Source organism: Phaeodactylibacter sp., assembly GCF_022763345.1.
Lineage (GTDB): Bacteria > Bacteroidota > Bacteroidia > Chitinophagales > Saprospiraceae > Phaeodactylibacter.
Map to the genome: position 1 here is coordinate 25090 of NZ_JALEGS010000020.1, position 12718 is coordinate 37807.

General features: G+C 49.5%; 11 protein-coding genes. 8 read left to right on the forward strand and 3 right to left on the reverse strand.

Translation table 11 applies throughout. The features are described 5' to 3' along the window. Together MRY86_RS04960 and MRY86_RS04965 are read right to left on the reverse strand one after the other, a co-directional pair. The gene (locus MRY86_RS04960; protein ID WP_293565961.1) at positions 1–888 is read right to left on the reverse strand and encodes an NAD kinase; all 888 of its coding nucleotides are present in this window, start codon (positions 886–888) and stop codon (positions 1–3) included. Between the two features lie 90 nt (positions 889–978). Then, positions 979–2382: a POTRA domain-containing protein gene (locus MRY86_RS04965; protein WP_293565963.1), complete on the reverse strand. Its 1404-nt coding sequence runs from the start codon at positions 2380–2382 to the stop codon at positions 979–981. A 438-nt stretch (positions 2383–2820) separates the two neighbouring features. Here MRY86_RS04965 and MRY86_RS04970 point away from each other — a divergent pair, with 438 nt between their 5' ends. From MRY86_RS04970 to MRY86_RS05005, 8 genes are all read left to right on the forward strand, one after another. Next, positions 2821–3078, forward strand: a complete 258-nt coding sequence (locus MRY86_RS04970; protein WP_293565965.1) for an HTH domain-containing protein — start codon at positions 2821–2823, stop codon at positions 3076–3078. Positions 3079–3389: 311 nt separating this feature from the next. After that, positions 3390–4724 carry a hypothetical protein gene (locus MRY86_RS04975; protein ID WP_293565966.1) on the forward strand — a complete coding sequence of 445 codons (1335 nt, stop codon included), beginning with the start codon at positions 3390–3392 and terminating at the stop codon, positions 4722–4724. Then, complete coding sequence (locus MRY86_RS04980) at positions 4717–5325, forward strand: hypothetical protein (RefSeq protein WP_293565967.1); 609 nt, start codon at positions 4717–4719, stop codon at positions 5323–5325. Before MRY86_RS04975 ends, MRY86_RS04980 begins: the two co-directional genes overlap by 8 nt. A 171-nt stretch (positions 5326–5496) precedes the next feature. After that, positions 5497–6264, forward strand: coding sequence for a GLPGLI family protein (locus MRY86_RS04985; protein WP_293565968.1), 768 nt, complete (start codon positions 5497–5499; stop codon positions 6262–6264). Then, a complete protein-coding gene (locus tag MRY86_RS04990; RefSeq protein ID WP_293565969.1) occupies positions 6264–8969 on the forward strand; it encodes a carboxypeptidase regulatory-like domain-containing protein in 2706 nt (901 codons plus the stop codon). The genes MRY86_RS04985 and MRY86_RS04990 overlap by 1 nt, the downstream gene beginning before the upstream one ends. A 221-nt stretch (positions 8970–9190) precedes the next feature. Further along, positions 9191–9658, forward strand: a complete 468-nt coding sequence (locus MRY86_RS04995) for a hypothetical protein (RefSeq protein WP_293565970.1) — start codon at positions 9191–9193, stop codon at positions 9656–9658. A 27-nt stretch (positions 9659–9685) separates the two neighbouring features. Continuing rightward, a complete protein-coding gene (locus MRY86_RS05000; protein WP_293565971.1) occupies positions 9686–10306 on the forward strand; it encodes a hypothetical protein in 621 nt (206 codons plus the stop codon). A 312-nt stretch (positions 10307–10618) separates the two neighbouring features. Beyond that, entirely contained in the window at positions 10619–11191 is a 573-nt protein-coding gene (locus MRY86_RS05005) for a hypothetical protein (protein ID WP_293565972.1), read from the forward strand. Between the two features lie 772 nt (positions 11192–11963). Here the strand turns inward: MRY86_RS05005 and MRY86_RS05010 are convergent. Then, the gene (locus MRY86_RS05010; RefSeq protein WP_293565973.1) at positions 11964–12623 is read right to left on the reverse strand and encodes a CBS domain-containing protein; all 660 of its coding nucleotides are present in this window, start codon (positions 12621–12623) and stop codon (positions 11964–11966) included. Positions 12624–12718 lie beyond the last annotated feature (95 nt).

Genomic DNA, 12718 nt, shown 5'->3' on the forward strand with positions numbered 1-12718 from the left:
TTACTCGTCATTTCGTTTATCTGATCCCCAGGCGAGCTTCTGCCGAATGGTATCCATGAAGCTGACATCGTGTAGCTGCACCAGCCGAATGCCAAAGTCATTTTTGCGGACGGCCAGCTGATGAGCAGCGGTGATGGTTTCAAAGCGGGAGTCCAGGGTGCATAAAAAGTTCTCCGCCCGCCCTTCAATTTCAAATGAAATGACGGAGCTTTCTGAAATGACAATGGGCCGGACATTAAGGTTGTGCGGAGCTACAGGGGTGAGGACAAAGTTGCCGGAATTGGGGAAAATAATGGGGCCGCCGCAACTCAGGGAGTAACCGGTGGAGCCCGTTGGTGTCGCCACAATGATACCATCCGCCCAGTAGGAGTTGAGGTAAGCCCCGTTGATGAAGGTGTGAATGGTAATCATGGAGGAGGTGTCCCGCTTGAGCAATGTAATATCATTTAGCGCAAAGCGGATTTCCCCAAAGATGGGCAGGTTGGATTCCAGGTAGAGCATAGATCGTTCCTGTATGCTGTACATGCCCCGCTTGAGCAGCTTAATGGCGTCGTGAATGCGCTTTTTCTCAATGCTGGCCAGAAAACCGAGCCGCCCCAGGTTGATCCCCAAAATAGGGACCTTACTGTCACGGATGTGGGTAGTGGCAGCCAGAATCGTGCCATCGCCTCCCAGCGTGATAAAGAAGTCGAATTTATGGGTGGTAAAGTCCAGGTAGCCTCCAAAGGTACCTACTTGTGCCGGCAGGCGGATTTCTCCCTTTAGCTGCTCGAGGTAGGGGGCATAGACGTAAGCGTGGATGCCTTCCTCATGCAGGGCATCGAAGAGGTGCTGAATGTGCGGGATGTCTTTTTCCTTGAGAACTTTGCTGTAAACGACTACTTGCATCTGCTGGATTGATTCTAAATGCCCTGGAGTTTTTATTAAGGTAAAACCAACAAAGTTGACAAACCTGAAGTGGCTACTCGTTGAACCACACTAAATATTTGTGCTAAGGTGTAAAAATAAGCCTTTTTCCATCAAATCGTTGATGCTGTATTGGATTTGGATCACTTTATCGTAGTAGAGCACAATATCTAGCCCTATGCCGCCTCCCCATAGCAGACGGTTGCTGTACGGGTTATCGGGGCGGGCGTAAGGGCTGTTGACGTAGCCCAGGTCGTTGTTGAGCGAGAGGTTAAGCTTGATGGGCATGCGCCGCAGCTGCTGAATCGGCATCAGCTTTCCAAAATTAAAATTGTACTCGGCAAAACGAAAACGAAGGCTCGATTTGCCCATCGCCATGTCCATGCCATCAATGACGTAGTATTCCCACCCCCGCATGGTATGCCCGCTGAAGCCCAAACCCCGGTTATCCTGATAGGGCTGACGCGAGCGGATGATGGACAGCTTGGTGCGCATCACCAGGCCCAGGCTCCAGCGCTCGCCCCAGGGGATATATTTTCCATAACCGGTGAACAGGGTCAGCCCGGAGCGTTCACCAAAGAGGCCCAGGCCCTCTTTGAGGAGGCTGCCGTAGCAAAACGACCCCTCCCAGGGATAAGGGGCTACATCCCGGTTTTCGTGGAAATAGTTATAGCGCAGCGCAAAGTATCGGATGCGGTGCCGCCCGTCGAGGAGGTAGTCCGGGTTGAGGTCCAGGGCGATTTCGTCTCCGATGCGCTTTTGCGTGAAGCTAAGTTCCAAATCGTGATAAGATTGCAGCTGTGGCCGGAAGGTAATGCCCGCTTCACCGGTAAACCGCTCGTAAATGAAGCCTTCTTCTGACCGGAAAAACTGCTGCCGGCTATCGGTTGTGCGGTAATTGATCTCCCGGTTGCGCCAGTAGCCCACCCCTGCGAAGGCGCCCAGAGTTTGGGCTTTGTTGAGGTAAGGCAGGCTGTAGGAAAGGGCATATTTTCGGGTATAGCCATACTTGACGGACCCCTTGAGCTTATCCTTTCTACCCGTCAGGTTGATGTGGGCAAAGTCCATCCCGTAGTTGGTGCGGTCAAGTGAGCGTTTTTGGTCTACCCACCAGACATTGAAGTTGCGGTCGGCCAACTCAAATACCGGAATAGGGTAGAGGTACCACATCTCTTCCACCGTCACCAGCAGCTGTACTTCATTGGTCTCTCCCTTCCAGGCCTGATAGCTGATCTGTGCCCGGTTGAACAGCCCGGTGTTCATGATCATCTGTTCGGACCACGTAATCTTCTCCGGCAGTTCCTCCAGGAGTATCGTGTCCCCTTGCCGTATGGACATCTCCCGCAGGATGATTTCCGATAGCGTTTGCTTGTTGCCGGTCACAGCGATGGAGTCGATGTAGACCACTTCCCGGTCTCTGCTCCATGCGTTGAAGCAGCTCACTAACCCTACAGTAAGCAAAAGAAGGCGGATCATGATGGATAGTGTTCCTTGGGGTGCGTGTAGTTTTATGGGCAGGCTATAGAGCGACCGCGCAAATCGGTGGTATGCCTGCTCTGCCGCTCTCAATTTAATAGGTTTTGGGTAGGAAACAAAAAGAAAAGAGGGTTGTGTATGAGCGCGGTCAGAATTAAAGGGTGGTGAGCCTCTTGCATAATTTAGTAGAATGCCGTATTTTGTACAGTGTTGAACGCGTGAAAACTTAATGAAAAAAATAATGCGCGCAGCTCTGTCTGATCAAAAATCAAGATCGGCAACACACTAATTAACCGCACAATTTTGGCTCAGCCCCTTCGGGCTCGGTTGTACTTACTGGAACGATAATCAATGCGTTAGGCCTGCTCATGCGCTTGGGTAGCTTAGCCTTTCGTATTCAGTTCTGACAGGGTTTGTATACCCCCTAAATGCTAAAAGATGAAACTAATCGCTCAACTTCAAAACTTAGACCGCCTGGATAGCCTGATCCAGCGTAAAGCCACAGGCTGCTCTGATCAGCTCGCCGCCCGCTTTGGCTGCAGCCGCCGTACCATCTACAACTACCTGAAAACACTGAAAGAACTGGGGGCAAAGGTCAGCTACTGTGACAAACGCCGTTCCTATTATTATGAAACGCCATTGCCTGTGGATCTGCACAGGTTACTTTATCCGGATGAGGCGGGGTCGGAGGAGTGATTTAGTAGGCTTTTTGTTAGAAACTTCAAAAAAAATGGCGGGAAAATCGGGGAGTGCAGAATTTTTGCACAAACTGCACTTATGTTTGTAGGGTAACAGGAAAATGCCGATGCCTAAAAAGAAGGTGATTTGCTATTCTTGAGTTCTTTGTTCGTTCTTGATAGAGTTTGTTGAACTTTGTTTTGAAGAGGACCTCTATACAAACGCGCGTACAAAACTTAGTTTTGATAAGCTCTCATATAGAATCGAATCAATTTTAGAATCATACGAAGAACTTTAGCTCTAGCTTAATTTATCTAAATCTTTTAAAGATGAAACTAAATGAATTAGTTCCAAAACAGAACAAACGATGGTTTTACCTTATGCTAATTTTGCCACTCTTGGTATTCAGTTGTGAAGAAGAGTCTGACTATGTTCCTGAAAAGGAATTACCATCGATTGAACAAGATCGACACACAATTGCAAAGAACTTATCAGGTTTAATCGCTGAATATGAGGGGCTACAGACTGAACTTCAACAGCTTGCAATAGAAATGGCGAAGAAAGGATATTATGAATTAGAGTTTTTTGTGGCTTTAGAACTAGATAAGCCCCTACAAGTTACAGAAAATAAAACAGCTACTCTCCGTGAGCTGATAACTTTAGCCAATGATGGTGATGCCTCAATTATTCAAAGAATTGAAGAGCGTGATCATGGCTTGAGTCTACTACTTCTGAACTTCGGGAATTCAGATGCCTTTTCTGCTAAAATTTATATTGATGAAGGTCAAGATGACCTAGATGAGAATGAGAGCATTAAATTCTATATGGATGGAGAGGTGCAGGCTCATTCTATTGCCTCTAACCCTAAAGAAAAGGTATTTATACTTAGAACTTCAGAAGCTTACATACCGCAAATAGAGGTTTCGGGCACTCCAGAGAAGGTATCGATTGGTAAGATAGGAGAAACTGATGTATATATCCACTCGGGGCTAATGATTAACTTTAACTCTACATTGAGGACATACTGTTGTGATTGTGGCGTTTCATTTGCAAATGCAGGGCTTTGCGAGTGGTATTGTGCCACCTTTTATGGTTGTACAGGATCAGCCCCACCAACCGATCCCAATGCTTGCAATGAACCGTGTGACAGGTACTGTAAAGATGGAAAGGACTTCATTTGGAGGTTTCGAACAACGGATACCTATGATCACTGGTGGCAAGGTGCTAAAGGTGAATTCTATCCTATCATAATATGGTCCGATGATGCAAATATTTCTTATGTTGATGGAGAATACATAGTAGTTGGAGACGGTATCGGAGGGTTGAAGAAGGGATTAACAGAAAATGTAAGCGGTAATAATTCGTGGTTCACGCCTTCTTATGAGCTGATTACATGGGATGAGATAGGAGATGGAGACAGAATGAAAATCGCTTGGTACGAACATGATAATAGTCCTATAAAATCTATCAAGTTAGACTTGACAACAAAAATTAAGGTCACCCCTCTTATTGAGCTTGAAGTAGGTAGGGGAATTACATTCAGTATTAATTCTGGAGATGACTGGGTAGGCGAGTCAATTGTGGAATATTGCGATGGCTTACTTTCCAATTACACCCACGATACAGGCGGTGGGCTCACTTTTCAAATGAAGAAACATGATTAAGCACTTATTCTTTTGGATACTGCTGCTATATGGAGCCTCAGCTATACAGGCACAAGAAAAATTTGCAATTGATCTTGGCAGCGGCCTGTCAGACGCAGAGGGGTTTGCAGCGATAAATGTCGATGGGCAAATGACCTTTATTTACAAACGTTGGCATATTGGCCCGGTTTTTCATTTTATGAATATGTTTGAGCAAATCAATCCTTCGGCAGATGCCTATATTTATATATTTGAAGCAATACCAGCGGGGGGGGAGAATGTTTCCGGTTTTTCCTACACCATGAACTGGCAAAGGTCACAAGCTCACCTGGGCTTATTGTTGGGATATGATGTCGTAAGGGGCGACCGCTTTCGGTTAAACTTATCGGCAGGCTACGGCTTGAACCGGTACAGAGAAATGAGATTTGTTGAAAATTACCTCAACCCGAATGCTCCATCTCTATGGTTCGGCGCAAGGAATGAGAACACCTTCAACGCCAATTTCGGGTTGACAGCAACTTATGACGTTTACAAAACCTTGTCCGTAGGCACAAGGATCAGGCATGTCAGAGGCATTGTCAGTGATGTATCCTATAATTTTTTAGTGGGCATCAGGATTTAGTATTAGTGCGGATGTCATAGTTTAATCAACGGTTCAACGCACTTGAGGCTTACCCCAATAGTGGCTGCTTTATAGCCTGCTCCGGCTTAATGAAGACATCAGGCTGCTTTTGGGGTAAGCTTTGTTTAGTATATCCGGCCATCACCATAGATATTGACAAAAACAACAAACATGTACCCCAGATTTCTACTCTTAGCGACTACTTTTCTCCTCTGCACCCTCACCCTCCCTGCACAGTCCGGGCAGGTGATTTACAAACTCATTAGTACCGCTGAGCGCCACACAACTTTGGATGAAGCAGTAAAAAGCCTACCCCCGGAACAGCGGGAAGGTTTTAAGACTAGCATGAAGGGGATGGAAGCAGAATACCCCCAGATGCGCTTTGAACTCCTTTACACTTCCGAACATGCGCAGTACCGGCTTATCCCCTACCTGCCACTGGGTGATGAGCTGGGGCACATCCTAGCTAAAAGCACCACGGGAGCCAATAATGTATACTACCGTAACACCAAAAAGCAGGAGAAAATCAAGCAGGTGGAACAAACCGGGCAGCGCATCAACGTGCAAATGCCCTACGAAGAATACGAGTGGGCCATCACAGAGGAAGAACGCTACATTGGGCAGTATGCCTGCAAAAAAGCGGCGGCAGTAGTGGATTACTATGAAGAAGCTCGCGAACGGCAAATATACTATGAGATCGAAGCGTGGTTTACCCCGGAAATTCCGCTGCCCTATGGTCCCAAGGGCATGGATGGGCTGCCCGGGCTGGTATTGGAGGCGGGTGTAGTAGGCAAACCCTGGTCTACCTTTACGATCGACTCCCTCACCGAAGGCTTATCTGCCGAACAAGAAAAGGATATCCGGCTCAAAAAAGGCAAAACGGTCAGTAAGAAGGAATACGACGCCTACAATGAGCAACAATTCAAAAGCCGGCAGTAGTGCGGAACAACCGGATTTTTTTTACCGGGCTGCTCCTGCTGGCTGGGTGGCCCATCTTGGCCCAATCACGCCAAATTACCGGGCAGGTACTGGACGATAGCCTGCGCACGCCTTTGCCTTTTGCCAGTATTTCCTTCGTGCCGGTAGGGGAAGGAGCTACCCTGCGTTTTGCAATGACGGATCAACAGGGGCGGTTCCGCTTTAAGGCAAGTTTCGCTGCAGGCCTGCGAATGACCACTACCTATCTTGGCTACCGGCCGGTCTCCATAACCCTGCCTGCCGGAACGGAAGATACGACCCTGCAAATTACTCTGCGCCTGCAACCCCTCGACCTGGCGATGGTGGAAGTCAAAGACCGTGCCCCACCGGTCGTGGTCCGCGGCGATACGGTCACCTATCAGACAGATGCCTTCCGGGAGGTATTCGACTGGAAGCTGCAGGACCTGCTGCGCCGCCTGCCAGGTATGGAAGTGGATGAGCAAAACCGCCTGCGCTTCAATGGGGAAGTGGTGCAGCAGGTGATGGTGGAAGGGAAGCCCTTCTTCGGTGGCAGTTCCAGGTTGGCGCTAGAGCATATCCCGGCAGAGGTAATTGCCAAGCTGGAGGTCATCGATAATTATAACGCCGTTGATTTCCTGCAACCCCTGGGCACGGGCAATCAGCTGGTGCTCAATGTACGCCTGCGGGAAGACAAAAAACGCTTCGTCTTTGGAGATATCGCGGCGGCGGCTGGCCCCGAAAAACGCTACCTTGCCCACCCCAACCTTTTTTACTATTCCCCTGAGGTAAGCGTCAATGGCATCGGCGACCTGAACAACGCCAATCTGGAGCCGCTGTCTTTTTCCGATGTCATTCAGATGCAGGGCGGTATGGGCCGATTGCTGGCAGAGGGGCAAGCCGGGCTGTCGGGCTTGCAGCAGGATTTTATGCCTTACCTGTCACCGGGCAATAACCGCTCCGGCCGCTCACAGTTTGGCGGGCTGAATGTCAGCGCTGCGCCTCTCCCAGACTGGACTGTTTACGCCTATGGGCTGGGGCTCCGCAGTGTGCAGGGCTACCGTTCGCTGTCGCGCAATGCCTTCTGGCAGCAGGACGGGGCACCACCCGTTACCGAAAACCGGGAAAGCGAACGCGATACCGAACGGGCAACCTCCAACGGCAACCTCAGCCTGGTGTACGATCCCAAAAAAGACTACTACCTCTCCCTGGAGTCCGACCTGCAGTATGGAATGGCGGAAGAGGCCTCCACGCTGCTTTCGCAAACGGTGCAGACCGGGCGTGATCTGTTCACAGACGAGGACAATAACTTTCAAAACCACAGCCATACCCTGGAAGCCCACCATAAAATCAGCGGTCATCACATTGGCACTTTGGAAGCCTCCTGGCAGCAGCGCAGAGCGGAGGACGAGCTTGGCCTGCAATCTAATCAGCCCCTGCTGCAAGGGCTGATTGGCTCACCACCGGAACCGAATGCCGGGCTTTCGCATCAGGGGCAGACCCGGCTTTCTGCCCTTTCCGCCGCCTACCGGCATTATTGGGTGCTGAGTCCGCAGAACCACTTCGAATTCCAGCTGGGCTACCGTCAGTTGCATAGCCGGGCGCAGACTATGGACAGCTGGTCAGCCGGTAACGGCACGCCCTTGTTGCTGCCTATTGATACGACCCGGTTTGGCAACGGTCAAAAGCTTCGGTTGGAGGATGCCTCTGCCCGCCTGTCTTATAAGTACACCCGCGATGCGCTGGAGGGCGAACTGGGCACCACCATCCACTGCATGCAATGGCGGATTCGCGATGAGGGGCAGGCGGCTGCCCGCCAAAGGGAATGGCTGGCCCTGCCTTTCGCCAAAGCCACCACCACCTGGACGAATGTGGGTGAATTTGAATTGGGGTACCGCATCAGCCGGCTCTTTCCGGAAACGGAAGCCTGGCTGAGCCGGGCAACGATCACCGGCTTCAATCAGCTGGAACAGGGCAATCCGGATCTGCGCAACAGCCTTTCTCATATTTGGAACCTGGCTTACCGGCGCAGGGACTTTTTCACCCAGCGCAATTGGTACCTGCAGTTGTCGTACGCCCTGCGCAGCCTCGCACTGCAACAGCGCATCAGCGGCACCGGTATCGATCAGCTACGGGAAACTTTCCTCCTGCGGGATGCTGGCCACGAATGGTCTTTCCGCGGGCGGATGAGCCAAAAAGGGGATCGTCTGGAATGGTCGGTCAACTTCAGGGGCAGGCAGTCCGCCTTCCGGCAAATCTTCTATGGCGTAGATAGCCGGTTAGCGGAGTGGCAAGCCTTTGCAAATCCGGAAATCCGGTGGGAAATCAGCAAGGCAGCCGCCCTGCGTTTGGCCTACAGCCGGTCGCAGCGGTGGGTACGTCAGCAGGGCAGCTCACAAGCCCGGTTCGATCAGGATGAGCTGTCGCTGTCATGGGAAGTCCTGCCCATGGAAAACCTGCAGGTCAAAGGGGCAGCCGCTTTACATGGCTTTCGCCGGGCCGGGCAGTCTTACGATTTTTACAATGAGGTATCCCTTGATGCCCGTTACCAATTTGATGGCGGCCGCTGGGCGCTCACCCTTCAGGGCACCAATCTGCTGAAGAACCGCTCCGTACTGAGCAGCCAAGTCACTCCTTTTTCATTTAGGGAGTATGAGGTTTTCCAGTTTCCGATGGTGTTGTTGGTGGGGGTGGTACGGAGGTTGTGATGAGGGGGCTCAAATCAGATTGCCGTTTTTTGGGGCCTGCCCATGCCCAACGGCAGGAGCCGCTATGCTGCGGGGCTCACTTTTCGCTCGGCCCTATCGGGCTTGGAGCTTGTTTGGAGGGCTTAAAAAAACTTCAAAAAAAAATGGCGGGAAAACGGCAGAGTGCAAAATTTTTGCACAAACAGGGCCTATGTTTGTAGGGTACCTCAAAATTTTCAATCATGAAGCATTTATTGTTAATAATTTTCATAGCGCTGACAGCGTTCAGCTGTACTCACGCTCAGAAGGGCTGGCTGGCCATCGGAGAGCTCCAAGATGGTAAAGCGGTGCTGACTGCTGACAAGACAGAGCTGCTGCGGGCTTACAACCAAAATCTACAGCGGTTTTCAGGAATCAACGGTGAATTTACGGATGTGAGCATAGAAACAGCTGCTCAGGGGGGCTATACATTAGTGTTTTCTGGCAAAGCCTACAAATCCACATTTTGGGTGGAGAAAGCAGATGGCACTGTATTGAGAGTAAATTACACGATTAGTTGTACCACTTCTGATTGTTCTCAAGAAACTGGCGGTTGCGAGCCAAGGTTCAACGGTGGAGATCGCGGAAACTGTAGCCCCTGTAGCAATGATGGAGAATGTACAAAAACGGTGAGCAGCAGTTCACTTCTGAGTGTTGGTGGCAAAGAGTAGGTGGGCTCACTTTTCAAATGAAGAAACATGATTAAGCACTTATTCTTTTGGATACTGCTGGTATATGGAGCCTCAGCTATGCAGGCACAGGAAAAATTTGCAATTGATCTTGGCAGCGGCCTGTCAGATGCAGAGGGGTTTGCAGCGATAAATGTCGATGGGCAAATGACCTTTATCTACAAACGTTGGCATATTGGACCGGTTTTTCATTTTATGAATATGTTTGAGCAAATCAATCCTGCCTCAGATGCGTATATCCATGTATTTGAATCAATACCAGAGAGAGGGGAGAACGCTTTTGGATATTCCTACACCATGAACTGGCAAAGGTCACAAGCTCACCTGGGCTTATTGTTGGGATATGATGTCGTAAGAGGCGACCGCTTTCGGTTAAACTTATCGGCAGGTTACGGCTTGAACCGGTACAGAGAAATGAGATTTGTTGAAAATTACCTCAACCCGAATATTCCATTTTTATGGTTTAGTGCAAGGAATGAGAACACCTTCAACGCCAATTTCGGGTTGACAGCAACTTATGACGTTTATAAAACTTTGTCCGTAGGCACTAGAATCAGGCATGTCAGAGGTACAGGCAGTGATGTATCCTATAATTTTTTGGTGGCATCAGGATTTAGTATGATGTCTTGATTTAATCAATGCACTTGAGGCTTACCCTAATTGCTGCTTCATGGCCTGCTCTGTCTCAATGAAGGCGTCAGGCTGCTTTTGGGGTAAGCTTAGTTTGGCCGGAGGAGGATTTAGCTGGGATGAGCGGATGCAAGAATCCGGTAGATTTACCGTTTACTATTTATTTGGTGGAGCCTTTTATTACAGTATAGGGCATGGGGTGAAAGTGCAAACAGGCTATTACAACTATAGGCCGTCCAATCGATCATTAGCCTCTGCTTTCGCCCAGCCTTTTTTGGGCTTGTCATTAGAAATTGGGAAACTAAAAAGCCTATGAAGCCGCTTTATTTCATAGCGATAGCGCTGACTATCCCGCTGCTATGCCGTGCTCAAGGTGAGAGTGCTTTCGGGAAACGCCTGGTCATAGGCTCTTCTGTAACGCATATATGGGAAGACAACCCTGACGTCAGTAACACACATAATGAGACAACATGGGAGAAAAACATTGCTGTGAGCCTGACGCCTTCCCTATACTTTGGGCTGTCTCATAAGCATATTTTTACCTGGGGGTCGAGTGTGGAACAGGGGTTGAACGACAAAGCCCGGTACAACCTGTTCGGTGCTTTTATACAGTATGACTTCCTGCCCCGTGATGTCAGCCGACTGATTGCGGAAGCCTCTTACTATGTAGGTGATTATTGTACCTGTGGTGACCTGGACCCCTACCGGGTAGCCGGGCTGAGTTACCTTGGGTGGGGGCTGGGCTATGATCTGCCAATCTGGCGCGGGCTTTCTTTAGATCTGGGGTTTACCGCACATTATATACTCAATAATATTCAGCCTTTCAGTTACACCTACACGCAATACATAATTGGGCTCAATTATACGCTAAATCGGGACAAATAGTAAACGATGATGGGCCGTGTAGCCTTACTTGGTATTTGAAAGCAGGAATAAAACCCAGCAATTCTCAATTTGGTATTTTCTCCAGCCACATCTTGTATATTGTCACTGCGGCACCTAGGTGCTCCATGTTTTTGCAAGGTGAAACCATGAACACCGACCTGATGCCGCTCCCGGAGCTTTATTCCGTTCTAAAGCTCGCGCGCAGCACAGCCTGTAAATGCACCCGGGCCCCAAACCTGGAGTTTTCTTTTTTCCATTAGCGGAAGGTGCGAAAACGTGGGGGCGGAGGAACAATTTGTCAAATTGAGAATGGCTCACCCTTCAGGGCACTAACCTACTATACCGACGACGAAGTAGTTTGGGACCAACCATGACTTCGTGTCGGCATACCTGTGCGTGTCGGCATACTCGTGCGTCGGGTGGACGCCCAAACCTCTCCGTTCCGAGTATATACAACCGCTCCGTACTGAGCAGCCAAGTCACGCCCTTTTCATTTAGGGAGTATGAGGTTTTCCATTTTCCGAGGGTGTTGTTGCTTGGGGGGGGGTAAGAAGATTGTGATGAGGAGGCTAAAGCGCGGAAGTATCTTTTGTCAACAAACTTACCGTTTGATGCCAGTAAAAGAAAGCGGATTTGTCCGGCTGGCGTTTCAGCCGGTTTAGGAAGTTCCAGTCAGGGTGCTCAATACTCCAGTTCTTTAAATCATGAGCATCGTATTTGACGATTGATGTGAAATCACTTTTTAACTGATCTTTCGCATGCGAAAGATCAGTTACACATTCAAATAAGCCATCAAAGAGTCATAACGGTCGCGCAAAGAGTCGAGGTACTCAATCTCATTAAAGGAAGCCTTGACCTCGTATTCATAGCGCTCGAAAGTAGCCAGGATGTTCTGAATGTTCTGCCGGTTGATCTTAATGGTAACGTCCACCCGGATGGAATCAAGGCTGGTGGTAATGAAAGCGCTGAGCACGGCGGCATTCTCAGACTCCACAATTTGCGCAATCTGTGAAAGCTGATAATCGTGGCGGCTCATCTCCAGGACCACGATGCTGCCAGGCTCGGAGAAGGAAGCCGTTTTGGTGAAGTACTGCAGCACATCTTCCATAGTGATGAGCCCGATGTAGTTCTCTTCTTCATCCACTACCGGGATTAGGGTGAGATGGTACTCCGCGATCAGGCGAAGGATTTCGTAGAGGTGATCGTTGTGCTTGACGTACGGGCGGATGAGCGAGAGCTGATAGGAACCCACCGGCTCATGCGCATCGTGCTCCAGAATATCTTCTTCGGAAATTAGCCCCAACAGCTGCTTGTCATTGACAATAGGAAGGTGACGGACGTAGAAGTCATTCATAATGCCCAGGGCGGTATCTCCCGTTTCAGAGGTACGCAAAGGGATAATGCTGTCTGAGATGAGCTGTTGGGCCGTCATGCTTAATTGTCTTTCTGATTCATGAGTTCTAACGCAATTTAGCGAAACCTGTTGAGCCGGACCCTATCATTTGTACAATTCTGACAAATTCATGG

Excerpts from the sequence above, each read along its gene's own strand:
- MRY86_RS05005 (WP_293565972.1), top strand. The coding sequence starts at position 10,619 with ATGAAGCCGCTTTATTTCATAGCGATAGCGCTGACTATCCCGCTGCTA.
- MRY86_RS04980 (WP_293565967.1), top strand. The coding sequence starts at position 4,717 with ATGATTAAGCACTTATTCTTTTGGATACTGCTGCTATATGGAGCCTCA.
- MRY86_RS04970 (WP_293565965.1), top strand. The coding sequence starts at position 2,821 with ATGAAACTAATCGCTCAACTTCAAAACTTAGACCGCCTGGATAGCCTG.
- MRY86_RS05000 (WP_293565971.1), top strand. The coding sequence starts at position 9,686 with ATGATTAAGCACTTATTCTTTTGGATACTGCTGGTATATGGAGCCTCA.
- MRY86_RS04965 (WP_293565963.1), bottom strand. The coding sequence starts at position 2,382 with ATGATCCGCCTTCTTTTGCTTACTGTAGGGTTAGTGAGCTGCTTCAAC.
- MRY86_RS04960 (WP_293565961.1), bottom strand. The coding sequence starts at position 888 with ATGCAAGTAGTCGTTTACAGCAAAGTTCTCAAGGAAAAAGACATCCCG.
- MRY86_RS04975 (WP_293565966.1), top strand. The coding sequence starts at position 3,390 with ATGAAACTAAATGAATTAGTTCCAAAACAGAACAAACGATGGTTTTAC.
- MRY86_RS05010 (WP_293565973.1), bottom strand. The coding sequence starts at position 12,623 with ATGACGGCCCAACAGCTCATCTCAGACAGCATTATCCCTTTGCGTACC.
- MRY86_RS04995 (WP_293565970.1), top strand. The coding sequence starts at position 9,191 with ATGAAGCATTTATTGTTAATAATTTTCATAGCGCTGACAGCGTTCAGC.
- MRY86_RS04985 (WP_293565968.1), top strand. The coding sequence starts at position 5,497 with ATGTACCCCAGATTTCTACTCTTAGCGACTACTTTTCTCCTCTGCACC.